Source organism: Rhabdothermus arcticus (assembly GCF_055382915.1).
Window position 1 is genome coordinate 250709 of the sequence record NZ_AP043808.1, and the last position, 24717, is coordinate 275425.

The window sequence follows — 24717 nt, forward strand, 5'->3', positions numbered from 1 at the left end:
GCCTTATCCTACGGCCTCGAGCACCAGGAGCTTAAGGTAGCCGGTCTCCGGCGCGTTCAGGAGGACCGGGTGATCCTCGGCCTGCATCCGGCGCGCGATGAGGCGCAGGCTGCGCTTCGCGTCCCCGGCCGCCTGGCGCAGGGTCTCCTCAAACAGCGGTAGCGTCACGTGCTGGCTGCAGGAGGCGCTGAGGAGGATCCCGCCCGGGGCGAGCAGGCGCATGGCCCGCAGGTTGATCTCCTTGTAGGCCGCAAGGCCCCGTTCCAGGTCGGCCTTTTTGCGCACGAAGGACGGCGGGTCGAGCACGATGAGGTCGAAGGGGCCCCGTTGCTGGCGAAGGAAGTCGAAGGCGTTGGCCTCGACGTAGTGGAGGTTTTCAAGGCCATTGGCGGCGGCGTTTGCGCGGGCGTTCTCCAGGGCTTCCCGGGACTGGTCGACCAGCCAGACCGCCTCGGCGTGGCGGGCGATCTGAAGGCCGAAGAGCCCCTCGTAGCTGAAGACGTCGAGGGCCCGGCGGGGGCGCCGCGCTGCGGCCAGCGCCCCCGCGTAGAGGCGGTTTTCCCGCTGGTCCAGGAAGGCCCCAGTCTTCTGGCCTTCCCGCAGGCGGACCCGGTAGCGTAGCGTGCCTTCGCGCACCCAGACCCCGTCCGGCACCTCGCCGCTCACCGCCCGCACGTAACGGGGGAGGCCCTCGAGCGCGCGGCCCCGGGCGTCGTTTTTTAGAAGCACGCTTTTGGCGCCATACAGCTCGGCGATCTTTTTCGCCAAGGCCTCGGCGTGGGGCTCGAGGGCCGCCGCCGAGGTCTGCACGACGACGTGCCCGGCGTACGCGTCGGCGATCAGCCCGGGCACGAAGTCGCCCTCGGCGAAGGCCAGGCGCCGGGCCTCACCCTCGGGCACGGTGCGGCGTGCGATGGCCGCGGTCAGGTTTTCCAGGTAGCGCGCGAGGGGGTCACCGGGCCGCCAGGCGTAGGCCCGGACCTGCAGCGTCGTTTGGGGATTGAAGAGGGCCAGGGCCAAAAAGCGGCCACGGTGGAAAACGGGGTAGAGCCCGGGGCGCGCGGGGCCCCGGATCACGTCGCTTTGAAAGACCCAGGGATGGCGGGCCAAGAGCCGCCGCGCACCCCGGGCGTTGACCTCGATGCTCACGCTGAGCCAGTCTACTCGGCGCACGACGCTTGTGCGCGTTGACACTTGAAGAGGGCCCCCAGTATTATGCCCCGGGGCGTATCGGGCCAGGTTCTGTGCCCGGGAAGGAGACCCGATGCATGGCCTAGGACTTATCAAGAGTCTCGCGGAGCGCGAGCGCGAGCTTGAACAAAAGTTAGAAGAGGCCCGTCGTACCGCTGAGGCCAAGGTGCGCGAGGCCGAGGAGAAGGCCGCGGCCATACTCGAGGAGGCGAACGCGGAGGCGGCCCGTCTGCTCGAGCAAGGTCGCGCCGAGATCCAAAAACAGGTGGAGCGCATCCTCGCCGAAGCCGAGGCCAAGGCCGAGGCAGAGGCGGAGAAGATCAAGGCCGAGGCCGAGGCCCGCTTTGAGGAGGCGGTCAACGCCGTGGTGGAGGGGGTTTTGCCGTGATCGCTCCGATGGAGAAGCTGGTGGTTGCCGGGCCCAGGCGCCTGGCCCACGAGCTTCTCGTGGAGCTGCAGCGGGCCGGGGTGGTGCACCTCGACACCCTGCGGCTCGAAGCGCTCCAGGGCTACCGGCTCTCCGAAGAGGAGCGCCGGGCGCTCAGGGCCTGGGAGGGGCTCGCCTCCGACATCGAGCAAACGCTGCGGCTCCTCGGCGCGGAGGCCGCCCCGGCCAAGCCCGCTTCCGGAACCTTTGAAGCCCTCGAGGCCGAGGTCCGGCCGATCGTAAAAAAGGCCGCGGGGCTGGCCGCCGAGCGGGAACGGCTCGAGGAAGAGCAGGCGTTCTTGCAGCTCTACGCGAAGCCCGTCGAGGTGCTCGCCGACCTCAGCCAGGGCTTGGACGAGAGCCGCTGGCTGGCCCTGATCCCGGTGCTCTTGGAGAAGGAAGCCCTCCTTGACGAGCTCAAGGCTGCGCTCGACGAGGCGTTGCCCGAACGCTACGCCCTCGCCCACGGCCCCGCTGACGGGTTCTTGGCCGCGGTGGTGGTGGTCCTCAAGAAAGAGGCCGAGGCCGCGCGAGGCGCCTTGAGCAAGCTTGGGCTCGCGGCGTTCAAGCTGAGCGGGCCCTATGCGGGGCTCACCCTGCGTCAGGCCAAGATGAAGATCGCCGAACGGCTCAAGGCCGTCCCCGTTGAGCTCGAAGAGGTGCGTGCCGCGATCGAGCGGCTGCGCAAGGAGGCGGTCTCCCGGCTGAACGCGATCTGGACCCGGGCCAAGGACGAGATCAACCGGCTGCGGGCGCTCGAGGTCCTGGCCAGCGGACGCTTTTCCCTCGGCCTCTTTGGCTGGGTACCGGTCAAGGCTAAGCCCAAGGTCGAGGAGGCGCTCGATCGCTTGAAGGACAAGGTGGTCTACGCCTTCGAGCCGGTCGACGAACACCACGAGGCGGACCGCGTCCCAGTCACCCTGGACAACCCGCCGGCGATCAAGCCCTTCGAGCTCCTGGTCACCTTCCTCAACATTCCCAAGTACGGCACCTGGGACCCCACCTGGGTGCTTTGGGCCTTCTTCCCGCTTTGGTTTGGGATGATCGTCGGGGACATCGGCTACGCCCTGCTCTTCATCCTCGGCTACCGCTTCTTACAGGGCTACGTCGAGCGCAAAGAGACCTTGGCGGTGGACTTCCTCGGCTTTCGGCTCCCCCCGAGCCTGCTCGATCAGGTGACCCGTATCCTCCGTCCGATGATCGCCTGGACGGTGGTCTTCGGCGTGCTCTACGGCGAGTTCTTCGGGAACTTCCTGGAGCATCTCCGTGTCTTCTACGTCCCTGGCCACGGCGAGGCCGGCCTCCTGCCGATCCTGCTGCCCAGGACCCTTTCCACCACCGCCGGGCTCTTGATCCTGGTCAGCATCCTCTTTGGCGTCTTCATGGTGCTCTTTGGTCTCGCCGTGCGCGCCCAGCTGGGCTACCGGCACCACCACCCCCGTCATTTCTGGGAGGCGGTGGGCTACATCGGAGGGTTGGTGGGGTTGATCGTCCTCGCCTACATGTCCCAAACCGGGGCCAGCGGTCCGTTGCTCTCGCTGGTGATGTGGGCGGGCTTCGCCCTGCTCTTGGTGGGGGCGGTCCTGGCGCGAATGCCCTTGATGGTCGCCGAGCTTCCCACCCAGGGCGGTCACATGCTCAGCTACGTGCGTATCTACGCCGTGGGGGTGACCGGGGCCATCATGGCCAACCTCTCCACGGACCTCGGCTTCGCCATTGCCGACAAGCTTGGCTTGCTCGGCATCCTCTTGGGGCTCGTCGTCGGCCTGCTGGTGCACGCGCTGGTCCTGACCCTGACCCTGATCGGCCACGTGCTCCAGCCCGTACGTTTGATCTGGGTGGAGTTCTTCACCAAGTTCGGCTTCTACGACGAGTCGGGACGGCCTTACCGGCCATTCAAGTCGGTCCGCAACGACGCGGGTGCGTAAGCAAAGAAGGAGGGAACGATGATGAAAAAGTTCTTGGTGCTCTTTGGGATGATGGTTCTCGGTGCGCTGGCCTTCGCTGCGGAGAACGCGGGGGCGAGCGGTGGCTCCAACGGCTTGATTGCGATCGGCGTGGGTCTGGCGATCGGCCTTTCCGCGCTGGGCACCGGCTGGGCGCAGTCGCGCATCGGCGCGGCCGCGGTGGGCGCGGTGGCGGAGAAGCCGAGCATGTTCGGTACCGGCCTGATCTTCCTGCTGCTGCCGGAAACCCTGGTGATCTTCGGCTTCCTCTTGGCCTTCTTGCTCCTCGGCAAGATGTAATCGCCGGCGCCTCAGGCGCCGCATAAGGAGCGAACGTGTCTAAGCTGGAGAACATCCTCCAGGAAGAGGTCCTCCGCGAGATCGAAGCGATTCTCGCGGAGGCCGAACAAAAGGCAAAGGCGATCCTCGCGGAGGCCGAAGCGCGGGCCCAGCGGATCATCGCCCAGGCCGAGCGCAAGCTGGAGGCGGAGCGCCGCGCGGCGCTGACCCGGGCCGAAAGCGCCGCCGAGCTCAAGGTGACCACCGCCCGTATGCAGGCCAAGGGCGAGGTCATCGAGCGGGTGCGGGAAGAGGCCCTGGAGCGCATCCGGGCCTTCGACCGCGACCCCGCCTACGGGGAGGTCCTCGAAAAGCTCGCCGAGGAGGCGGTGCGGGGCGTTTCCGAACCCGCGAAGGTCGAGGCGCACCCCGAGGACGTCGCCCGGCTCGAGGGCTGGGCGAAGACCAAGGGGCTGACCCTGGAGGCGAACCCCGAGGTTCGCTTGGGGGTTCGTGTCTGGTCCGCCTCTGCGAACACCTACGTGGAAAACACCCTCCCCGCGCGCCTTGAGCGGGGCTGGGACGAGCTGGCTGCCAAGGTGGCTAAGCTCCTGTGGGGGTAGCCGTGGCCGACGACTTTGGGTATTTGGGGGCCCGAGTCCGCGCAAGGAGCGCCGAGCTCTTACCGGAGACCTTTTTTAGCGAAGCCCTTCGGGCCGAATACCCGGACTTTCTACGTTCCCTGGCGGAGACCCCCTACGGCCAGCACCTGGCTGGCGAGGGGCTTTTGGACGTGGACCACGCGGTCAGCCGCCACTTCGCCGAGCGGGTCGCGGACCTCCCCAAGCTGGCCAGCGGCGAGGCCCGGGAGGCCGTGCGCCTCCTCTTCTTGCGCGCGGACCTGCTCAACCTGAAGACGATCCTGCGCGCCAAGGTCGCGGGTCGCCCCGCGGAGGAAGCGCGCGCCCGGTTGATCGGCGGCACCCTTCCGGAGGTATTGCTCAACGCCATGCTCGAGGCCCCGGACCTGGCCACGATGGCCCAGCTCCTGGTCTTGCCGGGCCACCCCCTGGCCAAGGCCCTCCGCGAGGCGGCGAAGATCGGCGACCCTCAGAAGGCCGAGGTGGTCCTCGACCGCGCGCTCTACGCCGAGGCCGTGCGTCAGGCGAAGGGGATTTCTGACTTCTTGAGCGCGTACTTCCGCCTCGAGGTCGATCTGCTTAACCTGGGCACCGCGCTCAAGCTCGCGGCTCAGGGTATCGCCGAGGAACCCGAGGCCTACTTCGTGCCCGGCGGGGTCTACGTGGGGCTTTCCCTCTTTGCCCGGGTCGCGCAAGGGGAGACCGGGGCGCTTTCCGAGCTCGCGACCACCCCCTTGAGCCCGTTCCAGGAGGTGGCGGACCTCTCCCAGTTCGAGCGGCTCGCCCGCTGCTTTCTGCTCGAGCGCGCGCGCCGGGGACGCTTCGACCCCCTGGGTCCCGGGTTCGTGCTGGCCTACGTGCGCCAAAAGGAGTGGGAGGGGGCGCGCGTCCGGCTCCTGGCCCGCAGGGCCTACTACGCCCTGCCCGCGGCCGCGGTGGAAGGGGAGGTGACCTGCGCGTGAAGCTCGCGGTGCTGACCGATCCCGAAAGCGCCTCCGGTTTCCGCCTGGCGGGGATTACCGCGTACGAGGCCACGAGCCCCGAGGAGGCGCTCGAGAAGCTGAAGGCCCTGGTCCAGGAAACGGACCTGGTCCTCTTGGCGGTGGACGAGGGCCTGATCAAAGACCCGCTGGCCGCCGTGGCCCGCGAGATGCGCGGCCGGGACCTGCCGGTGGTGCTGCCCTTCCCCTCGCTTAGCTTCGCCTTCGGCGAGGAGGGCGAGGACATGAAGGCCTACATGCGCCGCCTCGTCAAGTCCACGATCGGCTACGAGGTCAAGCTTTAGGATGGGAGGAACGATGCAGCAAGGAATCATCAAGAAGATCGCCGGCCCCGCGGTCATCGCCAAGAACATGCACGGGGCGCGGATGTACGACATCGTCAAGGTGGGCAAGGAGGGCCTCCTTGGCGAGATCATCCGCCTGGACGGCGACACCGCGTTCGTTCAGGTCTACGAGGACACCTCCGGCCTGCAGGTTGGCGAACCGGTACAGAGCCTGGGCATCCCCCTCTCGGTGGAGCTGGGTCCGGGGATGCTGAACTCGATCTACGACGGCGTGCAGCGCCCCCTGGACAAGATCAAGGAGAGCACCGGGGCCTTCATCGGGCGGGGCATCTTCGTCCCGGCGCTGGACCGGGAGCGGACCTGGGCCTGGACCCCGAAGGTCAAGCCCGGCGACGAGGTGAGTGGCGGGGACGTGTTGGGCACCGTCCCCGAGTTCCAGTTCACCCACAAGATCCTGGTGCCCCCAGGCGTCCGCGGCCGGGTGAAGGAGGTCAAGCCCGAAGGGGAGTACACCGTCGAGGAGGTCGTCGCGGTCCTCGAGGACGGCACCGAGCTGAAGATGTACCACACCTGGCCGGTGCGTAAGGCCCGCCCGGTGCGCCGCGAGCTGGACCCCGACGAGCCCTTCCTGACCGGGATGCGCATCCTCGACGTGCTCTTTCCCTTAGCGATGGGCGGCACCGCGGCGATCCCCGGCCCCTTCGGCTCGGGGAAGACGGTGACCCAGCAGTCGCTGGCCAAGTGGTCCAACGCCGACGTCGTGATCTACGTCGGCTGCGGTGAGCGCGGGAACGAGATGACCGACGTGCTGGTCGAGTTCCCCGAGCTCGAGGACCCCAAGACCGGTGGCCCGCTGATGCACCGCACGGTGCTGATCGCGAACACCTCGAACATGCCGGTGGCCGCCCGCGAGGCCAGCATCTACGTGGGGGTGACGATCGCCGAGTACTTCCGCGACCAGGGCTACGCGGTGGCCTTGATGGCGGACTCCACCAGCCGCTGGGCGGAGGCGCTGCGTGAGATCAGCTCGCGGCTCGAGGAGATGCCCGCGGAGGAAGGGTACCCGCCCTACCTGGCGGCGCGCCTTGCGGCCTTCTACGAGCGCTCGGGGCGCACCATCAGCCTGGCCGGTGACCAGGGCGCGGTCTCGATCGTGGGCGCGGTGAGCCCCCCGGGCGGCGACATGTCCGAGCCGGTCACCCAGTCCACCCTCCGGATCGTCGGCGCCTTCTGGCGGCTGGACGCCTCGCTCGCCTACCGGCGGCACTTCCCGGCGATCAACTGGAGTGGCTCCTACTCGCTCTACACCCCGGCGCTCGAGGCCTGGTACCGCACCCACGTCGCCGAGGACTACCCCGAGAAACGGGCCGCGATCAGCGAGCTCCTGCAGCGCGAGGCCAACCTCCAGGAGGTCGTCCAGCTCGTCGGTCCCGACGCGCTCCAAGACGCCGAGCGCCTGATCATCGAGGTGGGGCGCTTGATCCGCGAGGGCTTCTTGCAGCAGAACGCCTTCGATCCGGTCGACGCCTACTGCTCGCTGAAGAAGGCCTACGGGATCATGACCCTGATCCTCGAGTTCTACCGGGCGGCGGAGGCTGCGATTCGCGCGGGCACCCCCGTCGAGGAGATCCTCCAGTCGCCGGTGGTGGAGAAGATCGCCCGGGCTCGCTACGTGCCCGAGGATGCGTTCGACGCCTACCGCGACGAGGTGCTCGCGGAGATCCAGTCCGCGTTTGCTACCCCGGCCTAAGGAGGCAGCATGGACCTTTTGAAAAAGGAATACACCTCGACCACCTACATCTCGGGGCCGCTGCTCTTCGTGCAAAACGCCTCGGACCTGGCTTACGGCGCGATCGTGGAGATCGTGGACGGCGAGGGGCACCGGCGCGGTGGCCAGGTCATCGAGGTCTCCGAAGAGTTCGCGGTGATCCAGGTCTTCGAGGAGACCACTGGGCTGGACTTGGCCACGACCACGGTCAGCCTGGTGGAGGACGTGGCCCGGCTCGGCGTCTCCAGGGAGATGCTCGGCCGGCGCTTCAACGGCATCGGCCGGCCCATCGACGGCCTCCCCCCGGTCACCCCGGAAGCGCGGTTGCCGATCATCGGCCAGCCGATCAACCCGGTCGCCCGGCGCAAGCCCGAGGAGTTCATCCAGACCGGCATCTCCGCGATCGACGTGATGAACACCCTGGTGCGCGGCCAGAAGCTGCCCATCTTCACCGGCTCGGGGCTGCCCGCGAACGAGCTCGCGGCGCAGGTCGCGCGTCAGGCGACGGTGCCCGGCGAGGACGTGCAGTTCGCGGTGGTCTTCGCCGCGATGGGGATCACGCAGCGCGAGCTCTCCTTCTTCGTCAATGAGTTCGAGCGCACCGGGGCCCTCTCGCGCAGCGTCCTCTTCCTCAACAAGGCCGACGACCCCACGATCGAGCGCATCCTCACCCCCCGGATGGCGCTGACCGTCGCCGAGTACCTGGCCTTCGAGCACGACTACCACGTGCTGGTGATCCTCACCGACATGCTCAACTACTGCGACGCGCTGCGCGAGGTCTCGGCGGCGCGCGAAGAGGTGCCCGGCCGCCGCGGCTACCCCGGCTACATGTACACCGACCTGGCGACGATCTACGAGCGCGCCGGGGTGATCGTGGGTAAGGAGGGCTCGGTGACCCAGTTCCCGATCCTCTCGATGCCCGACGACGACCGCACCCATCCGGTGCCGGACCTGACCGGCTACATCACCGAGGGCCAGATCCAGCTCTCCCGTGAGCTGCACCGCAAGAACATCTACCCGCCGATCGATCCCCTCCCCTCGCTTTCGCGGCTGATGAACAACGCGATCGGCGAGGGCAAGACCCGCGCCGATCACAAGCAGGTCGCGGACCAGCTCTACGCGGCCTACGCCACCGGCGTGGACATCCGCCGCCTGGTGGCGATCATCGGCGAGGACGCCCTGACCGAGGCCGACCGCAAGTACCTGGCCTTCGCCGACGCCTTCGAGAAGTACTTCCTCAACCAAAGGGAGCAAAACCGCAGCATCGAGGAGTCGCTCAACCTTTCCTGGGCGTTGCTCTCGATCCTGCCCGAGTCCGCGCTCTCGCGCATCTCGAAGAAATACATCGAGCAGTACTACGGCAAGTTCAAGCTCGAGGACTTCGCGATCGCCGAGGCCTAGGGAGGGGGTATGGAGCAGATCAGCCCCACCCGCATGACCCTTCTCCAAAAGCGGAATCAAAAGAAGCTGGCGGAGAAGGGGGCGGACCTTTTGAAGAAAAAGCGCGACGCGCTGGTCTCGGAGTTCTTCGAGCTGGTCGGGGACACCCTCAAGGCCCGCGAGGCGCTGGCCGCGTCGGCCAAGGAAGCCTACCTGGCGCTCTTTCTGGCCAAGGCCTTCGACGGTCCGGAGGAGGTGGAGGCGGTCGCCCTCGGCGTGCCCGCGGTCTCCAAGGTCGAGGCCGAGGTGGAGAACGTCTGGGGCACCAAGGTCCCGCGCTTGCGCGTCGCCTGGCCGGAGCGGGCAGGGGTGAGCCCGGTGGCCACCGGCGGGCAGACCCTGGCCGCGGCCCGGGCCTTCCGGGCCTTCGCCGAGGCCCTGGTCGAGGTGGCGAACACCGAGACCCGGCTGCGGCGGATCGGTGAGGAGATCAAGAAGACCACCCGCCGGGTGAACGCCCTCGAGCAGGTGGTGATCCCCGACCTCGACCACCAGGTGCGCTACATCCGCCAGGTTCTGGAGCAGCGCGAGCGCGAGGACAACTTCCGCCTCAAGAAGATCAAGAGCAAGATGGAGGCCCAAAGCCGCGGCTAACGGCCTCTGCCTGTGCCAAGGGGGCGGGCCCTAGGGCCCGCCCCCTTTCTTAGGGCAGCGCTCGGCGCAGCCAGGAGAGCCAGTTTTCGCCGAGGACGGCGTCGAAGGTCCCCTTCGGAAGGACATCCTCCAGCCTCCGCAGGTCGGCGGGCTCGGAGATCCCCTCGGGAAGGGCCTCGGCGCCAAAGCCCCCGTCGAAGTCGGAGCCGATCCCCACCCATGACCAGCCCAGCCGCTCGGCGAGGTGGGCCGCGTGCAGGCCAACCCGGGAGAGGGGCACGCGCTGGCCGGGGCGCCAGCCGGGGTCCAGAAAGCGGTTATAGAGCACCAGCCCGACGACCACGTCGCGCGGTCTCAGCGCCGCGAGCTGGGCCTCGCTGAGGTGGCGGTTTCCGGAAGGGGCCAGGGCCCGGGGGTTGGCATGGGTCACCGCGATCGGCCCCGAAAACGCTTTTAGCGCCTCGAAGAACGCGGCCTCGCTGAGGTGGGAGAGGTCCAAGGCCAGCCCGGCCTCGGCCATCGCCGCCAAAAGGTCCTTTCCGGCCGCGGTGAGCCCCTTTTGCCCGCCGGTGCCGCCCGCGTAGCGGGTGTCCTTCCAGGCCGGGCCGATCAAGCGCACCCCCGCCCGGGCCCAGAAGGCGACCTCCTTCGGGTCGCGGATCGGCTCCGACCCTTCCATCAAGAGCACCGCCCCCACCTTCCGATCCCGCGTCCAGGCGGTGAGGTGGGCCGAAAGCCCGGCGCGGTCCTTGACCAACCGCAGCCACCCCCTGCTCGCTAGGTCCTCGTAATAGGCGAGCTGCCGCAGCGCGGCCTTTTGGGACGCCTCCGGCGTGGGGTGGCGTTCGGGGTCGACGAAGAGGGTGGCGAAGACCAGCGCCACCCCCGCGGCCTCGAGCGCCGGCAGGCTGACCGTAGGGCGGTAGGGGCCCGGGGCCCGCCGCCTGAGCGTCGCCAGGGGAAGCGTCAGGTCCCAGCCATGCTCCAGGGCGTTGTAGGCGAGGTCCAGGTGGGCGTCGACGATCGGGGTCATCGCCTTGCCAGCTTAACCAAGAGGGCGTCCAGGGCGAGCAGCGGGTCCCGCCCCTGCTTGATGGCAAGCTCCGCCGCCATCAGGGCCTCGAGGCTCCTCGCCAGGCGTTCGGCCTCGATGCGGGCGGCGGCTTCCAGGAGCCGCCGTGCGGCAAACGGGGAAACCCCGAGCAGCCGGGCCGCGTCCTCTTCCCGTCGCGGCCGTGCGTTTGCGAGGGAGAGGGCGTAGAGCTTGGTGTAGTGCCAGGTGAGGGCCCCCAGGATCTTCAGCGGGGCCTCCCCCTTTTCCAGGAGGGTGCGCAGGACCTCGAGCGCGGTCGCGACCTCCCCCCGGGCCAACGGGGTGAGGAGCTCGAAGGCGGTCGTCGCCGGAGGCGCGGCGAGGAGGGCCGCGGCCTTCTCCGGGGTGATCGGGGGTTCGGCCAGGGCCAGCTTCTCCACCTCCCGCACCAGGCCCTCGGTGTCCGCCTCGCTCTCGGCCAGGAGCTGGGCCACCGCGGCCGGGGCCTTGACCCCGTGGCGCTTGAGCTCGGTCTGGACGAAGGCCACGCGCTCGCGAAAGCGTGGCGTGGGGAACGGACGCACCTCGGCCCGGCGCTTGTACCAGCGGGCGCGCCCGGAGCTTGGCTTGGGGTCCAGGATCAGGATCAACGTGGCCTCGGGAATGTGCTCGAGCAGGGGTTTGAGCTCGTTCCAGGTGGCCGCGTCTAGATCGCGAAAATCGACGGCCCCGCCGCCCGGCCCGAAGAGGCCGGGGGAGAGGAGCTCGGGCAGGTCCTGCGGGGGCGAAAGGCGGTGGGGCAGGCCCTTGAGCTGCCGTTCTTTTTCCAGCGCCCGCCGGGCGAGGTAGGGATCGCCAGTGAAGACGATGAGCATCCCCGCAGTCTAACCGGTAAGATGCTGAGGCATGTGGGGCCGCGCTGTGCTCGTCGAGGGTGAGGATCGCCCCCAAGCCGTGGAGGGTTTGCTCGCGGACAAGCCTGAGCTTTTGCATGAGGCGCGCAGCCGCCTCGCCCAGCTGCGCGAGGGGCGGGGATTGGAGTGGGAGGCGTTTCACGGGGACGAGCGCTACCGCTTTTCCTTCTTCCCGGTGGCTACGTCGCCCTTGAAAGCGGTGTTCCTGGTTCAACGCCTGCCCCAGACCGACTGGCGCGACCTGCTCTTGGAGGCGATGGCCGAGTTCCGCCAGCGCTTGAGCACGGCCAAGAGCCCGGAGGCCCTCTATCAGGGCCTGGTTGAAACCGCGGTTCGGGCCATCCCGGGGGCCGAGGCGGGGAGCTTTTGGCTGCGCGAGCGCTCGGGGTTTCGCCTGGTCGCGCTCAAGGGCTTTGACCCCGAGCTTCTCGGGGTTTGGGTGCCGGAGGCGACGCAGGTGGACTGGTTCGGCGGCAGCGGGCCCGCCCCCCGCCTTTTCCGTTCCCCTGCCGAGGCGACGCGTCTGCCCCGAGAGCTGAGGGAAAAAGCCGCGCTACACCGCATCCGGGCTACCCTTTCGGTGCCCATCCTGATCCAGGGCAGGGTGTACGGCTACCTCAACCTGGACCGCTTCCGGGACGGCGAGGGGTTCGGCGAGCGGTCCTTTCAGGCCGCGGAGGTCTTCGCCGGCCAGGCCGCGAGCCTGGTCGCGGTCTACGAGCGGTCGCTGCGCGCCAGGCGGGAGCGCGAGCGCGCCCGCTGGGCCGAGCGGGTGGCCCGGATCGGCCAGGCCCTGCAAAGGATGCCATCCGGCGGCCTGTTGCGCTGGAGCGCTAAGGTGCTCCAGCGCGAGTTCCCCGAGCTCGCCGTCGCGCGCGTCGACGAGGCCGACCTGCAGGAGGAGAAGCGTGAGGTGCTGGCGCAACAGGGTCTCCATTACAGCGAACACACGATCCTGCTCCGCCCCCCCGGCGCGCGCGACGCGTTGCGCCTCGTTCCCAAGCAGGGGCGCTTTCCCGAAGGCTTTCACGGGTTCATCGTGGCCTTTTTGGAAGGGCTGAAGCTGGCCCACGCGCGCAACCGTGCGCTCTACAGTGCCCGGCGGACGAGCAACGCCTACCGACAGCTGCTTTCGTTGAGCAACGTGTTGGAGTCGGAGACCGACACCGAGCGGCTGATCGTCGAGACCCTCGAGCTCCTCCTGGGGCTGACCCGGAGCGACACCGCGATCTTTACCCGGGTAACGGACGGCATCCTGCAACCGAAGTACCTCACCGGCGGTTTTTCCAAGGAGATGCTTCAAGCCTACGAAGAGGATGCCCCGCGGCTGGGGCAGGGGGCGGTGGGGGAGGCGATGGCCAGTGGCCATTTCCTGTTGATCGAGGACTACCAGAGCTGGCCCCGGGCCCTCCCCGCGTTTAAGGGGATCGGGGTGAGGAGCGTGGGGGTGGTCCCGATCTGGCTTTCGGGCAAGCCCTACGGGGCGATCGAGCTCTTGAGCTTCGGCGAACGCAGCCTTTCCCCCGCTGATCAGGAGGTCTTTAAGCTCGCCGGTCGGCGCCTGGCGCGGATGCTGGAGCGGGCCGAGCACTTAAAGGAGCTTGCGGAAACCCGGGAGGCGGTGCTGCGCACTTTTGGTTTAGCGCTCGAGCACCGCGACTTGGAGACCCGTGGCCACACCGACCGGGTGGTGCGCCTGGTCACCGTTTTGGGGCGGGAGCTCGGCTATCGCGGGGAGTGGCTCGATGCGTTGCGCTGGGGGGCGTACCTCCATGACGTGGGTAAGCTGGCGCTTCCGGACGCCATCCTCTTAAAGCAGGGCAGCCTTCTCGACTACGAGTGGGAGATCATCCAGCGCCACCCGGTGATCGGGGTGGAGATGCTGAAGAACCTGAGCTTCCTGCCCCAGGCGACGCTGAACGTGGTGCGCTACCACCACGAGCGCTGGGATGGAAGCGGCTACCCTGAGGGGCTGAAGGGGGAGGCAATCCCCAAGGAGGCGCGCATCTTCGCGGTGGTGGACGTCTTCGACGCCCTGGTGAGCAGCCGCCCCTACAAGGAGGCCTGGGACCAGGAGCGGGCGCTGGCCGAGCTGCGTCGTCAAGCTGGAAAGACGCTCGATCCGGAGGTGGTCGAGGCCTTCATCCGGGCCCTGCACGCCGGCGCCTTTTCGCTACCCCCGTCGGGCTAGAACGCGGCCAGGCCGGTGATCTCCCGGCCCAGGATCAGGGTGTGGATGTCGTGGGTGCCCTCGTAGGTGTAGACCGTTTCCAGGTTGAGCATGTGGCGGATCGCGTGGTACTCGAGGGTGATCCCGTTGGCCCCGAGGATGTCCCGGGCCATGCGCGCGGCCTTGAGCGCGGCGTAGGTGTTGTCACGCTTGGCCAGGGAGACCTGGGCGTGGTGCAGTCGTCCCTGGTCCTTGAGCTGGGCGAGGCGCCAGACTAAGAGCAGCCCCTTGGCGTGGTCGGCGAGCATCTCGCTGAGCTTGGCCTGCACCAGTTGCTTCTTGGCGATCGGCTCGCCGAAGGTGCGGCGCGATTGGGCGAACGCAAGCGCTTCGGTGTAGACCGCTTCCAGCGCCCCCAGGACCCCCCAGGCGATCCCGTAGCGGGCCTGGGTCAGGCAGGAGAGAGGGGCCTTTAAGCTCTTGGCCTTGGGCAGCATCAGCTCGGCGGGCACGCGAACGTCCTCGAGGACCAGCTCGGAGGTGACGCTGGCGCGAAGGCTCAGCTTGTGCTTGATCTCCGGGGCGGAGAACCCCGGGGTGTCGGTGGGGACGATGAAGCCCCGCACCTCCCCAGCCTCGTCCTTGGCCCAGACGATCGCCAGGTCGGCGATCGTGCCGTTGGTGATCCACATCTTGGTGCCGTTCAGGACGTAGTCGTCGCCGTCGCGGACGGCCCGGGTCTGCATGTTGCCCCCGGGGTCCGAGCCGCCGTCGGGCTCGGTCAGGCCGAACGCCCCGACCAGCTTGCCCGAAGCCAGCTTGGGCAGAAAGCGTCGCTTTTGCTCTTCCGAGCCGTAGGCGTAGATCGGGTACATCACCAGCGCACCCTGGACGCTGGCAAAGCTGCGGAGCCCGGAGTCGACGCGCTCGAGCTCGTACATGATCATCCCGTAGGCGGCGCTGGTGACCTCGGCGGCCCCGTACTCCGCGGGGAGGTTCGCCCCCAAAAACCCCATCTCCCCGAACTTCGGAATCAGCTCGGTGGGAAAGCGCCCGGCCTCCCACCACGCGCGGATGTGGGGCAGCGCCTCGGCCTCGAGGAACTTGCGCGCCGCGGCCTGCACCTGGCGAGCCTCATCGTCGAGGAGCTCGCGGACGGCGAGGAAGTCAAGCATGAGAACAGCATAACGCTTTTGCGTCGACCGCTTTGACCACGTGGGGGTTGGTGCATAAAATATCTTCCTGAAAGGAGGGTTTATGAAAGCAAAGTTCGCGTTCGCACTGGTCGCGTTTGTCCTATCCCTCGGCCTAGCCCAGACCCAGCGGATCTCGATCGCCACCGGCGGCACCGGCGGCGTCTACTATCCCCTCGGCGGCGGCCTGGCCAAGATCTGGAGCGACTACGTTCCCGGGGTCAAGGCCAGCGCCGAGGTCACCGGGGCGTCGGTGGAAAACGTCCGGCTGGTGGCGAGCGGCGAGGCCCAGGTCGCGCTGGGCACCAGCGGCGTCGTGGTGCAGGCCTACAAGGGCGAGGGCAAGTTCAAGGGCCGCCCGCAGCCGATCCTGGCCATCGGAGCGCTCTATCCGAACGCCTGGCAGTTCGTCACCGTGGCGGAGACCGGGATCAAGAGCATCCCCGAGATCAAGGGCAAGCGGGTTTCCACCGGGGCCCCGGGTTCCGGCACCAAGGTCATGACCCGGGCCATCCTGAGGACCCTCGGCTTCGAGCCCGGCAGGGACTTCAAGGAGTTCCACCTCTCCTTCTCCGAGCAGGTCGCCGCGCTGAAGGACGGGACGATCGACGTCGGCTCCTGGTCGGTGGGTCTGGGGCCGGGCTCCTTGATCGACCTCGCCACCACCAGGAAGATGGTCCTCCTTTGCATGACCCCCGAGGATCAGCAAAAGGTCAACGCCGCCCATCCCTACTACGTCCCCTTTACCATTCCTGCGGGGACGTACAAGGGCGTGGATTACGACTGTCCTACGGTGGGCACCCCGAACGTCCTCTTCGTCAATGCCTCGATGGATGAGGACCTGGTCTACCAGCTAACCAAGGCGCTCTTCGAGCACCTCGACGCGCTCCAGAAGATCCATCCCGCGGCGAAGACGATCAGCCCCGAGTACGTCCTCAAGGCCACGCTGATCCCCCTGCATCCCGGGGCGATCCGCTATTACGAGGAGGCCGGCTACACCGTTCCCGACCACCTCAAGCCCCAGAAGTAACCGATGCGAAGGTGGAGGCTCGTCCTGGCGTCGTTGGGGGCGGGCCTCCTCCTTTGGCTTTTCTGGCCGCAGCCCGGCCTCTTGCTCGCGATCGACGGACGGCCGGTGGCGCGCTTTCCCCTTCGGGAGGGTAGCGTGGTGCACCTCACCTGGGTGCACTCGGTCTCCGGGATCCCGGTCCGGGAGGTTTTTGTCTACGCGGATCGCCATCTCTGGCTGGAGGAGTCGCATAATCCCTGGTTCGCCGCCGGGCTGGGGGAGGTCCCGGGCCGGGGCCGGCTGGTCGGCGAGGGGCGGCACGGCCTGGCGCTGGTCGGGATCCACGAGCTGGCGGACCGCTTTCGGCTCTTGGTGGGGGGGCCGGAGATCCACCACACCCTGGTGATCGGGGGAAGGGGGTACGACCTCTCCGCTTGTGCGGCGCACCGGCACCTGTCCTGGCGGGTGGCGAAATGGCCCCGCGTTTTCTTTTTCTTCGGGAGGTTCTCGTGTCCCTAGCGCGCCATCTGGCCACGCTTTTGGCGCTCATGCTGGTGGCTTTTCAGATCTACACCGCGGGTTATGCCCCGGTGAGCGCGATCTTCCAGCGCTCGATTCACCTGGGCTTCGTGCTGTCGATCCTCTTTTTGCTCACGCCGGTGTCCCGCCGGGCCCCGGCCTGGCTGCGTTGGCTGGTGGACGGGGCGTTTCTCCTCGCCACCCTGGGGGTGATCGGCTACATCTACACCCAGTACGACGCGATCATGGAGCGGTTCGGCTGGTGGGCGCCGGCGGACGTCGCCCTGGGGGTGGTGGCGACGCTTTTGGTCCTCGAGGCCACGCGTCGGGCGATCGGCTGGCCGATGACCTTGATCGCCCTGGTCTTTTTGCTCTATGCCTTCTTCGGGCCTTGGATGCCCGGGGTGCTCGCGCACAAGGGCTACGGGGTGGAGCGCGTCTTCACCCAGCTCTACCTGACCACCGAGGGGATCTTCGGGCTGCCCCTGGGGGTGGCCGCGACCTACGTCTTCATCTTCATCCTCTTTGGCGCGTTGCTCGAGGCCACCTGGGCGGGGAAGTTCTTCATCGACCTGGCCTACGCCCTGGCCGGCCGGGCCCGCGGCGGGCCGGCCAAGGTGAGCGTCCTCAGCTCGGCGTTCATGGGCAGCCTCTCGGGGTCGGCGATCGCCAACGTGGTCACCACCGGGGCCTTCACGATTCCCCTGATGCAGCGGCTCGGCTACCGGCCCGAGGAAGCCGCGGGGGTCGAGGCCGCGGCCTCGACCGGAGGGCAGATCATGCCCCCGATCATGGGGGCGGGAGCCTTCTTGATCGCCGAGTACACCCAGCGCCCTTACCTGGAGATCGTCAAGCTCTCGATCATCCCCGCGCTGCTCTACTTCCTGACCGTCTACCTCTTCGTGGACACGATCGCCGCCAAGCGGGGCCTTTTGGGCCTTCCCAAGGAGGAGCTGCCGGTCCTCGTCAAGGTGCTACGGGAGGGCTGGCACTTCCTCCTGCCCCTGGGCCTCCTCGTCTACTACCTGGCCAAGGGCGTTTCCGCGATGAAGGTGGGCTTCATCGGGGTGCTCGCGGTGATCGCCGCGACCAACCTCCGGGCCCGGCCCGGACCGGCGGGGCTCCGGACGCTGCACTACGCCTACCACCTCGCCTACCTGGGGTTCTTGCTCTACGTCGGCCTGCAGAGCCGGCAGGGGATGACCTGGCACCAGTTCGAGGCCCTGATCGCCGGGGCCCTCGTCTCCGCGTCGCTGCCCTTGAGTCCCTTTCGCCTGCCCCAGCTGATCGAGGGGCTGGTCAACGGAGCCAAGGCGGCGGTGCCGGTCTCGGTGGCCACCGCGGCCGCGGGGATCGTGGTCGGGGTGGTGGGGCTGACCGGGTTGGGGCTCAAGTTCTCCGGCCTCTTGCTCTCCGCCTCTGGCGGTCAGCTTTTGGTGGCGCTCTTCCTCGTCGCGCTGGCCAGCCTGGTGCTGGGGATGGGGCTTCCGGTCACCGCCAGCTACATCGTGCTGGTGATCCTCGCCGGGCCGGCCCTCCAGGACCTCGGCGTGCCGCTCTTGATCGCCCATATGGTCGTCTTCTGGCTTAGCCAGGACTCGAACGTGACCCCGCCGGTGGCGCTCGCCGCCTACGCCGCCTCGGGCCTGGCCGGGGCGGATCCGATGAAGGCTTCGGTGGCGGCCTGGAAGTACGCCAAGGGGCTCTACCTGATCCCGCTCTTGATGGTCTACCGGCCGGGGTTGATGCTGGCTGGCTCGCCGGCGGCGGTGTTGCGCGACCTGGGCCTGAGCCTGCTCGCGCTTTTGGCCTTCATCGGGGCGCTCGAGGGCTTCATCCTGCGCCCGGTGAGCGGTCTTGGACGGCTCCTCCTTTTGGCCGCAGGGGTCCTGGCCTTCTTCCCCCAGCCTGCGGCCTGGTTGCTCTCCCTGGCGGCGGCCGTCCTGGCCTGGGTGACCAGCCGGTCAGACGTGCGCTAAGCTTGAGGGGTGCCGGCCTTCGCCTTGCTCAACGACCCCGCCTACCGGCGCTACTGGCTCGCGCTCTTCGTCAGCCAGTTCGGCACCTGGATGCAGGCCACCGCGCTGGGCTGGCTGGCGCTCGAGGTCAGCGGCACCGGCGAGGGGCTGGGGACGATCCTCGGGCTGTTGTTCCTGCCCTCGCTGCTCCTCAGCCTGCCCGCCGGGGCGCTCGCCGACCGCTTTCCCCGGGCCCGGCTGCTCTTTGTCTATCAGCTGGGGATGGCGCTGAGTTCGGCGGCGCTTTTTTACCTCGTCTGGCGGGGGCAGGTCGACTATGGGGACCTGAAGCTGTTCGCGCTCGTCTACGGCAGCTTCTCCGCGCTCGAGGTCCCCACCCGCCAGGCCTACAACGTCGAGCTCGCGGGCAGGAAACGCATCTCCGGGGCGATCGCGCTGGGCTCGTTTTCCTTCAACGTCTCCCGTGTCTTGGCCCCCGGCGTGGCCGGGCTTTTGATCGCCCGCGCGGGGCTGGCCACGGCGTTCTTGATCAACGCCCTTTCCTTTTTGCCCATGCTCCTCTTCCTCTTGCGGGTTCCGGCCCATCCGCCCTCGACGCTGCGCCAGAGCCCCTGGGCCGCGTTGCTCGAAGGGTTTCGCTACGTCCGCCGCACCTCGTTGGTGCGCTGGGTGCTGCTGATGCTCTTTTTGGTCGGCACCTTCGGCATCAACTTCCAGGCCTTTATCCCCGCCTACGCCCGGCTGGTGCTGGGGCTAGGCGCCGAGGGGTACGGCTTCTTGATGAGCGCGCTCGGGCTCGGCTCCCTGGCCGGGGCGACGATCAGCGCCCTGGCCACCCGGGTCCACCCCTGGTGGGTGCCCCGGGGCGCGTTGTTGCTCGCCGCCTCGCTGGCCGCGACCGCCTTTGCCCGGGCGTCGCTCGCCGCCTCCCTGGCGCTGTTCGTCGCCGGGATGGCGATGGTGGTGACCCTGATCAGCGCCAACTCCACGGTTCAGGCCCTGGTTCCGGAGGCGCTCAGGGGCCGGGTGATGGCGCTCTACTCCCTGGTCCTCATGGGGTCCGGGCCCCCGGGGATGTACCTGACCGGGGTGGCCTTCGACCTTTTTGGGGCCAGTGCCCCTTTGGTCCTTGGGGGGCTGACCGCACTCCCCGCCGCGTACTTCTTCTTGAAGCCCTGGCCCAAGACCCTCACCCCGGTGGGGGGATGAAGTCCTCGGGGCGCGGCGCCAGGCCGAGCCGCCAGGCCACGGCCTGGGCCACCCGTTCCCCGGCCCGGCCGTCGCCGTAGGGGTTGTACCGCCAGCGCAGGCGACCGGGGGAACGGAGCGCCTCGCGCACCGCGGCGGCGAGGCGGGCGGGCTGGTTGCCGGCGAGGACTAGCCCCCCAGCGGCGAGGCCTTCGGGCCGCTCGGTGACGTTCCGGGCCACGACCACCCCGACCCCGAGCGCCGCGGCCTCCTCTTGCAGCCCTCCGGAGTCGGTCACGATCAGCTCCGCCCGGGCCAAGAGCGCGGCCATCTCGTCGTAGGGGAGGGGTTCGATGAGGTGCACGTTGGGAAGCGGCGCCAGTGCCGGCCAGACCGCGCGGCGCACCGCGGGGTTTTTGTGCACGGGGTAGACGAAGGTACGCTCGGGAAAGGTCCGGGCGACCTCGGCCAGGGCCTCGGCGAGGGACGCGAGCACCGGCCAGTTCTCCCGACGGTGCAGGGTCACCACCACCCAGGGGCCCTCGCCAAGGCCCTGGGGCGGACGGGCCCGCTCGGCGACGATCCGGATCGCGTCGATCCCGGTCTGGCCGGTGACCACGACCCGTGCCTCGGGCTTTCCTTCTCGAACCAGGTTGGCCTTGGCCCCGGGGGTGGGGGCCAGGTCGAGGTCGCTGATCACCGCTACCAAGCGGCGGTTGGCCTCCTCCGGGAAGGGCTCGCTGAGCTTCCCGCTGCGCAGGCCGGCCTCCACGTGGCCGACCGGGACGCCCAGCAAGAACCCGGTCCAGGCCACGGCAAAGGTCGAGAGGGTGTCGCCGTGAACGAGCAGGTAGTCCGGTGAGAGGCGCTCGAGCGCCTCGGCGGCGGCGGGGAGGATGCGCCCGGCGAGCGCCGGGAGCGCCTGCTCCGGGCGCATCGCCTTCAGGTTGGCGTCGGGGCTAAGGCCGAAGGGGCGAAGGGCGGCCTCGAGCTGCTCCTGATGCTGCCCGGTGAGCAGGAGGTGGGGGGTGAGGTCGGTTCGTCGCTTGAGCGCCAAGTAGACCGGGGCCATCTTGATCGCCTCGGGACGGGTGCCGAAGGCCAGGACGACCCTCACCGCCCCTCCCTCCTGGCCTTCTCCCTGCGCCAAAGGGCAAAACCCAGACCGGCCACGACGCCAACGGCGTACGCGCCGAGCGCGATCGGGGGCAACCCCTGGAGGGCCAGGGCGATCAGGCTGGCGACGAAGGTCAGCCCCCAGAGCACAAAGACCGACCGGCGCTGCCCCAACCCGCGGCGAAAGAGGGTGTGGTGCAGGTGGTCCTGCCCCGGGGTGGCGAGGGGGTTTTTCCCCTGCAGGAGCCGCCGGACGACGACCTGGGTGGTGTCCAGAATGGGCACCAGCAAAAAGAGCCCCGCCGGCACCAGGGCGAGGACCGTGGTCACCTTGACGTAGCCCAGGATCGCCGCGTTGGCCAGCGCGTAGCCGAAGAAGTAGGCCCCGGCGTCCCCCAGGATGATCCGCGAGGGCGGCAGGTTGTGCCGCAAAAACCCCAGCGCCGCCCCGGCGAGCGCCGCCAGCAGGAGGGTGGCCGCGGCCCGGGTCTCGTAGCGTGCCGAGGCCAGGAGCATCCCCAGGGCGGCGATGTAGGCGATCCCCCCGGCGAGGCCGTCCAGCCCGTCGATGAGGTTCAGGGCGTTGGTCACCCCGACGATCCAGACCCAGGTGAGCGCGAGGGAGAGCAGGGGGTCGAGGGGGCTGCCAAACGCGGCCTCGATGCGCACCCCGGCGAGGTAGGAGAGGAGGGCCGCCGCGCTCTGCACGAGCAGACGAAATCCGGGCGAGAGGCCGTACTGGTCGTCGATGAAGCCCACGAAGACGAGCAGCGCGCCGCCGAAGAGGATGGCCAGGAGCTGGATCAGGACGTCGTCCACCACGATCGGCCGGAGCAGCGCGGCAAAAAGGAGCGCGCCCACCACCCCGGCGAAGATCGCCAGTCCCCCGGCGTTGGGCAGCCGGCCCTGGTGCACCCGCCGTCCGCCCCCCTCGTCGGCCCAGCCCGCTTTCAGGGCGAAGGCCCGCACCCTGGGGATGAAGCGCCAGGTGCTAAAGGCGGCGAGGACGAAGGTCAGCAAGACGACCTTCCAGCCGCTTCCCCCGGGATCGGCCACCCCCAGCTGGTGAAGGAGGTCAGACATGCCCAAGCCGGCGCCTACTTGGTGCCGTAGATGCGGTCGCCGGCGTCCCCCAGTCCGGGCACGATGTAGCCCTTGTCGTTCAAGCGCTCATCGACCGCCGCGACCACGATCTCCACCTCGGGATGCGCGCGGTGGACGCGTTCGATCCCTTCCGGGGCGGCGATGATGTTCATCAGCTTGATCTGCTGGGCGCCCTTGGCCTTGAGGATGTCCAGCGCCTTCACCGCGGAGCCGCCGGTGGCGAGCATGGGGTCGGTGAGGAAGATCCGCCGGGCAGCGATGTCATCGGGGAGCTTGGCGTAGTATTCCACCGGCACGAGGCTCTTGGGGTCGCGGTAGAGCCCGATGTGGCCGACCTTGGCGGCGGGGATGAGGCGCAGGATCCCGTCCACCATGACCAGACCGGCCCGGAGGATGGCCACCAGCGCGAGCTTCTTGCCCGCGAGCACGCGCACCCGGGCCGGGGCCACCGGGGTTTCCACCACGGTCTCGACGAGCTCAAGGTCCCGCGTGGCCTCGTAGGCCATGAGCATGCTGACCTCGGCCATGAGTTCGCGGAAGTCCTTGCTTCCGGTGCGCTTGTCGCGCAGAAGCGCCAGCTTGTGCTGCACCAGGGGGTGGTCGACGACGGTCACCTTCGCGTCCATCGACTAAAAGCCTAGCACCCTATAGTGAGGGCATGCTTCGGGTCGCCAGCTGGAACGTCAACGGGATTCGCGCGGCGGTGCGCAAGGGGTTTTGGGAGGTGGTCAACAAGCTCTCCCCGGACGTCCTGGGAATCCAGGAGATCAAGGCCAGCGAGCCGGTGGCGATTCCCTCCGAGCTCGCCGAGTACCGCTGGCACTGGAACCCGGGGGAGAAGAAGGGCTACGCGGGGACCGCGGTCCTCGAGCGCAGGGCCCCCCTTTCGGTCAAGAATGGCCTCGGGGTGCCGGAGTTCGACGCCGAGGGGCGGGTGCAGACCCTCGAGTACCCTGCCTTCTACCTCGTCAACGCCTACTTTCCGAACGCCGGGCGGGGGCTGCCCCGGCTCGATTTCAAGCTCAGCTTCAACCGTACCATCGAGGCCTACCTCGCGTCCCTGCGCGAAACGAAGGGGGTCATCCTGGTCGGCGACCTCAACGTCGCCCATCGCGAGATCGACCTGGCCCGGCCCAGGGAGAACGTCAAGAACGCCGGCTTCACCCCCGAGGAGCGGGCCTGGATTGACGCCTTCTTGAAGAAGGGTTGGATCGACACCTTCCGCTACCTCCACCCCGACGCGAGCGGCGCCTACACCTGGTGGAGCTACCGCTTCAACGCCCGGGAGAAGAACATCGGCTGGCGCGTCGACTACGTGATCATCTCCGAGGACCTGCTGCCGCGGCTGAAGAACGCGTATATTTTCACCGACGCCTACGCCTCGGACCACGTGCCCGCGGTGGCCGAGCTCGATCTTTAGGAGGCAGAGGATGCAACCACGACTGTCCCAGCGCGCCCAACGCATGGAAAGTTCGTTGATCCGCGAGCTTTTGAAGCTCGCAAGTCGCCCCGGGGTGATCTCCCTAGCCGGTGGGGTGCCAGCCCCCGAGGCCTTCCCCATGGACGCGATCAAGGCCGCAAGCCAGCGGGCGCTTGAAGCCTACGGCCCGGCGGCGCTGCAATACAGCCCCACCGAGGGCCACCCGGTCGTCCGCCGCTACGTCGCCGAACGGCTCGGGGTCGAGCCGGACTGGGTCCTGATCACCTCCGGCAGCCAGCAGGCGATCGACCTCGTGGCCCGGGTCTTTTTGGACCCCGGGGACGCGGTGGTCGTCGAGGCGCCGACCTACATGGGCGGTCTCTTGGCGATGCGGCCCTATGGGGTCCGCTTCCTTCCGGTGCCTTTGGGGGCGAGCGGCCCGCGGGTGGCGGCGCTGCCCGAGGGGGCGAAGCTCGCCTACCTCCTGCCCAACTTCCAAAACCCCACCGGGGCGCTCTGGGACGAGGCGACGCGCGCGCAGGTGCTGGACTGGGCCCGGGCCAGCGGGACCTTCGTGCTCGAGGACGACCCCTACGGCCACATCCACTTCGAGGCGCCGCCCCCGCCCCCGTTGTTCGCCCGGAACCCGGAGGCGGTGATCTACGCCGGGACCTTCTCCAAGCTCATCGCGCCGGGCCTGCGCATCGGCTACCTGGTGGCCCGTCCGGAGCTGCTCGAGTACCTGATCAAGGCCAAGCAGGCCGCCGACCTGCACACCAACATCCTGGGCCAGGCGATCCTCGCCGAGCTTATCGAGGCCGGGGCGCTGTCGCCGCAGGCCGAGCGTGTCCGCGCCCTGTACCGCCGCCGTCGTGACGTCATGGCCGAGGCGCTTTCCGAACACATGCCCGAAGGCGTGCGCTGGACGGTGCCCAAGGGCGGGATGTTCTTCTGGCTGCGCCTGCCCGAAGGGACCGATACCCGGGCCCTCCTCGAGCGGGCCCTCGCCGCCGGGGTGGCCTTCGTGCCCGGCGAGGCCTTCTTCCCTCAAGGGGGCTACCCCTCGGCCCGGCTGACCTTCGCCAGCGTCGACGAGGCGGGCATCGAGGAGGGCGTGCGGCGGCTCGCCCGGGTCTTCGCGGAGGCCTTTTCGGCCTAGAAGACCCGCCCCCCGAGGGGGACCTCGTCGTCCGGGGCGAGGAGGACCACCCGCCCTTGCGCGTCGGCGACCCCGAGCACCAGCACCTCGGAGGTGAACCCGGCGATGCGTTTTTTGCCCAGGTTGACCGCGGCCACCACCAGACGGCCCGCCAGGTCGTTCGGGGTGTAGCGCGCGGTGATCTGGGCGCTCGAGGTCTTGACCCCCAGGGGGCCGAAGTCGATCCAGAGCTTGTAGGCCGGTTGCTTTGCCTTGTCATGGGGCTCGGCGCGGAGGATCCGCCCCACGCGGAGGTCGAGGGCGTCGAGGGGCTGCATCGCTTTTAGGTATACTTCGCGGCGT

The 24717-nt window shown here is 68.6% G+C and carries 24 protein-coding genes; 16 read left to right on the forward strand and 8 right to left on the reverse strand.

The annotated features are described in order from the left end of the window. Nucleotides 1-3 precede the first annotated feature (3 nt). Entirely contained in the window at nucleotides 4-1149 is a 1146-nt protein-coding gene (locus ACZ48Y_RS01420) for a class I SAM-dependent rRNA methyltransferase (protein ID WP_464741439.1), read from the reverse strand. 115 nt (nucleotides 1150-1264) lie between these two features. Here ACZ48Y_RS01420 and ACZ48Y_RS01425 point away from each other — a divergent pair, with 115 nt between their 5' ends. Genes ACZ48Y_RS01425 through ACZ48Y_RS01465 form a run of 9 tightly spaced genes read left to right on the forward strand, consistent with a single transcriptional unit; the run spans nucleotide 1265 to nucleotide 9571 of the window. Then, a complete protein-coding gene (locus tag ACZ48Y_RS01425; RefSeq protein WP_464741441.1) occupies nucleotides 1265-1579 on the forward strand; it encodes a V-type ATPase subunit subunit G family protein in 315 nt (104 codons plus the stop codon). Beyond that, complete coding sequence (locus ACZ48Y_RS01430) at nucleotides 1576-3546, forward strand: V-type ATP synthase subunit I (RefSeq protein WP_464741443.1); 1971 nt, start codon at nucleotides 1576-1578, stop codon at nucleotides 3544-3546. Before ACZ48Y_RS01425 ends, ACZ48Y_RS01430 begins: the two co-directional genes overlap by 4 nt. A gap of 21 nt (nucleotides 3547-3567) precedes the next feature. Next, complete coding sequence (locus ACZ48Y_RS01435) at nucleotides 3568-3864, forward strand: F0F1 ATP synthase subunit C (RefSeq protein WP_464742762.1); 297 nt, start codon at nucleotides 3568-3570, stop codon at nucleotides 3862-3864. A gap of 35 nt (nucleotides 3865-3899) precedes the next feature. Beyond that, entirely contained in the window at nucleotides 3900-4466 is a 567-nt protein-coding gene (locus tag ACZ48Y_RS01440; RefSeq protein WP_464741445.1) for a V-type ATP synthase subunit E, read from the forward strand. A 2-nt stretch (nucleotides 4467-4468) separates the two neighbouring features. After that, the gene (locus ACZ48Y_RS01445; protein WP_464741447.1) at nucleotides 4469-5446 is read left to right on the forward strand and encodes a V-type ATPase subunit; all 978 of its coding nucleotides are present in this window, start codon (nucleotides 4469-4471) and stop codon (nucleotides 5444-5446) included. Further along, on the forward strand, nucleotides 5443-5769 hold the full coding sequence (locus ACZ48Y_RS01450; protein ID WP_464741449.1) for a V-type ATP synthase subunit F: 327 nt from the start codon (nucleotides 5443-5445) through the stop codon (nucleotides 5767-5769). The genes ACZ48Y_RS01445 and ACZ48Y_RS01450 overlap by 4 nt, the downstream gene beginning before the upstream one ends. Nucleotides 5770-5782: 13 nt before the next feature. Beyond that, on the forward strand, nucleotides 5783-7519 hold the full coding sequence (locus tag ACZ48Y_RS01455; protein ID WP_464741451.1) for a V-type ATP synthase subunit A: 1737 nt from the start codon (nucleotides 5783-5785) through the stop codon (nucleotides 7517-7519). A gap of 9 nt (nucleotides 7520-7528) precedes the next feature. Continuing rightward, nucleotides 7529-8938 carry a V-type ATP synthase subunit B gene (locus tag ACZ48Y_RS01460; RefSeq protein WP_464741453.1) on the forward strand — a complete coding sequence of 470 codons (1410 nt, stop codon included), beginning with the start codon at nucleotides 7529-7531 and terminating at the stop codon, nucleotides 8936-8938. A 9-nt stretch (nucleotides 8939-8947) separates the two neighbouring features. Next, a complete protein-coding gene (locus tag ACZ48Y_RS01465; RefSeq protein ID WP_464741455.1) occupies nucleotides 8948-9571 on the forward strand; it encodes a V-type ATP synthase subunit D in 624 nt (207 codons plus the stop codon). A gap of 49 nt (nucleotides 9572-9620) precedes the next feature. On the opposite strand, the gene ACZ48Y_RS01470 is transcribed toward ACZ48Y_RS01465, so the two are convergent. Further along, entirely contained in the window at nucleotides 9621-10604 is a 984-nt protein-coding gene (locus tag ACZ48Y_RS01470) for a dipeptidase (RefSeq protein WP_464741457.1), read from the reverse strand. Beyond that, nucleotides 10601-11479 carry a DNA polymerase III subunit delta gene (gene holA / locus ACZ48Y_RS01475; protein ID WP_464741459.1) on the reverse strand — a complete coding sequence of 293 codons (879 nt, stop codon included), beginning with the start codon at nucleotides 11477-11479 and terminating at the stop codon, nucleotides 10601-10603. The genes ACZ48Y_RS01470 and holA overlap by 4 nt, the downstream gene beginning before the upstream one ends. A gap of 31 nt (nucleotides 11480-11510) precedes the next feature. Between holA and ACZ48Y_RS01480 the strand changes: the two genes are divergently transcribed. Then, nucleotides 11511-13709 carry an HD domain-containing phosphohydrolase gene (locus tag ACZ48Y_RS01480; protein WP_464741461.1) on the forward strand — a complete coding sequence of 733 codons (2199 nt, stop codon included), beginning with the start codon at nucleotides 11511-11513 and terminating at the stop codon, nucleotides 13707-13709. Here ACZ48Y_RS01480 and ACZ48Y_RS01485 read toward each other — a convergent pair. Further along, entirely contained in the window at nucleotides 13706-14863 is a 1158-nt protein-coding gene (locus ACZ48Y_RS01485) for an acyl-CoA dehydrogenase family protein (RefSeq protein ID WP_464741463.1), read from the reverse strand. The two genes, ACZ48Y_RS01480 and ACZ48Y_RS01485, sit on opposite strands and share 4 nt — an antisense overlap. Before the next feature lie 82 nt (nucleotides 14864-14945). On the opposite strand from ACZ48Y_RS01485, the gene ACZ48Y_RS01490 reads away from it, so the two are divergent. The 4 genes from ACZ48Y_RS01490 to ACZ48Y_RS01505 are packed head-to-tail and all read left to right on the forward strand — an operon-like array spanning nucleotide 14946 to nucleotide 19597. Then, on the forward strand, nucleotides 14946-15911 hold the full coding sequence (locus ACZ48Y_RS01490) for a TAXI family TRAP transporter solute-binding subunit (protein WP_464741465.1): 966 nt from the start codon (nucleotides 14946-14948) through the stop codon (nucleotides 15909-15911). 3 nt (nucleotides 15912-15914) lie between these two features. Then, on the forward strand, nucleotides 15915-16409 hold the full coding sequence (locus ACZ48Y_RS01495) for a DUF1850 domain-containing protein (RefSeq protein WP_464741467.1): 495 nt from the start codon (nucleotides 15915-15917) through the stop codon (nucleotides 16407-16409). Then, on the forward strand, nucleotides 16400-18388 hold the full coding sequence (locus ACZ48Y_RS01500; RefSeq protein WP_464741469.1) for a TRAP transporter permease: 1989 nt from the start codon (nucleotides 16400-16402) through the stop codon (nucleotides 18386-18388). The genes ACZ48Y_RS01495 and ACZ48Y_RS01500 overlap by 10 nt, the downstream gene beginning before the upstream one ends. A gap of 9 nt (nucleotides 18389-18397) precedes the next feature. Further along, nucleotides 18398-19597, forward strand: coding sequence for an MFS transporter (locus ACZ48Y_RS01505; protein WP_464741471.1), 1200 nt, complete (start codon nucleotides 18398-18400; stop codon nucleotides 19595-19597). On the opposite strand, the gene wecB is transcribed toward ACZ48Y_RS01505, so the two are convergent. The 3 genes from wecB to upp are packed head-to-tail and all read right to left on the reverse strand — an operon-like array spanning nucleotide 19578 to nucleotide 22422. Continuing rightward, a complete protein-coding gene (gene wecB / locus ACZ48Y_RS01510) occupies nucleotides 19578-20648 on the reverse strand; it encodes a non-hydrolyzing UDP-N-acetylglucosamine 2-epimerase (protein WP_464742764.1) in 1071 nt (356 codons plus the stop codon). The two genes, ACZ48Y_RS01505 and wecB, sit on opposite strands and share 20 nt — an antisense overlap. A 41-nt stretch (nucleotides 20649-20689) precedes the next feature. Beyond that, nucleotides 20690-21775, reverse strand: a complete 1086-nt coding sequence (locus tag ACZ48Y_RS01515) for an MraY family glycosyltransferase (protein WP_464741473.1) — start codon at nucleotides 21773-21775, stop codon at nucleotides 20690-20692. Nucleotides 21776-21789: 14 nt separating this feature from the next. Next, nucleotides 21790-22422 (reverse strand): uracil phosphoribosyltransferase, encoded by a 633-nt coding sequence (gene upp / locus ACZ48Y_RS01520; protein ID WP_464741475.1) that lies wholly within the window; start codon nucleotides 22420-22422, stop codon nucleotides 21790-21792. Nucleotides 22423-22454: 32 nt separating this feature from the next. Between upp and ACZ48Y_RS01525 the strand changes: the two genes are divergently transcribed. Together ACZ48Y_RS01525 and ACZ48Y_RS01530 are read left to right on the forward strand one after the other, a co-directional pair. Beyond that, nucleotides 22455-23216 carry an exodeoxyribonuclease III gene (locus ACZ48Y_RS01525; protein WP_464741477.1) on the forward strand — a complete coding sequence of 254 codons (762 nt, stop codon included), beginning with the start codon at nucleotides 22455-22457 and terminating at the stop codon, nucleotides 23214-23216. Between the two features lie 10 nt (nucleotides 23217-23226). Beyond that, entirely contained in the window at nucleotides 23227-24375 is a 1149-nt protein-coding gene (locus tag ACZ48Y_RS01530; RefSeq protein WP_464741479.1) for an aminotransferase-like domain-containing protein, read from the forward strand. Here the strand turns inward: ACZ48Y_RS01530 and ACZ48Y_RS01535 are convergent. Then, on the reverse strand, nucleotides 24372-24692 hold the full coding sequence (locus ACZ48Y_RS01535) for a tRNA-binding protein (RefSeq protein ID WP_464741481.1): 321 nt from the start codon (nucleotides 24690-24692) through the stop codon (nucleotides 24372-24374). The genes ACZ48Y_RS01530 and ACZ48Y_RS01535 overlap by 4 nt on opposite strands. Nucleotides 24693-24717: the final 25 nt, after the last annotated feature.

Bases quoted from the DNA above. Each gene is read 5' to 3' on its own strand.
- ACZ48Y_RS01495 (WP_464741467.1), top strand. From the start codon at position 15,915: ATGCGAAGGTGGAGGCTCGTCCTGGCGTCGTTGGGGGCGGGCCTCCTC.
- holA (WP_464741459.1), bottom strand. From the start codon at position 11,479: ATGCTCATCGTCTTCACTGGCGATCCCTACCTCGCCCGGCGGGCGCTG.
- ACZ48Y_RS01470 (WP_464741457.1), bottom strand. From the start codon at position 10,604: ATGACCCCGATCGTCGACGCCCACCTGGACCTCGCCTACAACGCCCTG.
- ACZ48Y_RS01465 (WP_464741455.1), top strand. From the start codon at position 8,948: ATGGAGCAGATCAGCCCCACCCGCATGACCCTTCTCCAAAAGCGGAAT.
- upp (WP_464741475.1), bottom strand. From the start codon at position 22,422: ATGGACGCGAAGGTGACCGTCGTCGACCACCCCCTGGTGCAGCACAAG.
- ACZ48Y_RS01515 (WP_464741473.1), bottom strand. From the start codon at position 21,775: ATGTCTGACCTCCTTCACCAGCTGGGGGTGGCCGATCCCGGGGGAAGC.
- ACZ48Y_RS01480 (WP_464741461.1), top strand. From the start codon at position 11,511: ATGTGGGGCCGCGCTGTGCTCGTCGAGGGTGAGGATCGCCCCCAAGCC.
- wecB (WP_464742764.1), bottom strand. From the start codon at position 20,648: ATGGCCCCGGTCTACTTGGCGCTCAAGCGACGAACCGACCTCACCCCC.
- ACZ48Y_RS01485 (WP_464741463.1), bottom strand. From the start codon at position 14,863: ATGCTTGACTTCCTCGCCGTCCGCGAGCTCCTCGACGATGAGGCTCGC.
- ACZ48Y_RS01525 (WP_464741477.1), top strand. From the start codon at position 22,455: ATGCTTCGGGTCGCCAGCTGGAACGTCAACGGGATTCGCGCGGCGGTG.
- ACZ48Y_RS01455 (WP_464741451.1), top strand. From the start codon at position 5,783: ATGCAGCAAGGAATCATCAAGAAGATCGCCGGCCCCGCGGTCATCGCC.
- ACZ48Y_RS01460 (WP_464741453.1), top strand. From the start codon at position 7,529: ATGGACCTTTTGAAAAAGGAATACACCTCGACCACCTACATCTCGGGG.
- ACZ48Y_RS01435 (WP_464742762.1), top strand. From the start codon at position 3,568: ATGAAAAAGTTCTTGGTGCTCTTTGGGATGATGGTTCTCGGTGCGCTG.
- ACZ48Y_RS01530 (WP_464741479.1), top strand. From the start codon at position 23,227: ATGCAACCACGACTGTCCCAGCGCGCCCAACGCATGGAAAGTTCGTTG.
- ACZ48Y_RS01490 (WP_464741465.1), top strand. From the start codon at position 14,946: ATGAAAGCAAAGTTCGCGTTCGCACTGGTCGCGTTTGTCCTATCCCTC.
- ACZ48Y_RS01425 (WP_464741441.1), top strand. From the start codon at position 1,265: ATGCATGGCCTAGGACTTATCAAGAGTCTCGCGGAGCGCGAGCGCGAG.
- ACZ48Y_RS01535 (WP_464741481.1), bottom strand. From the start codon at position 24,692: ATGCAGCCCCTCGACGCCCTCGACCTCCGCGTGGGGCGGATCCTCCGC.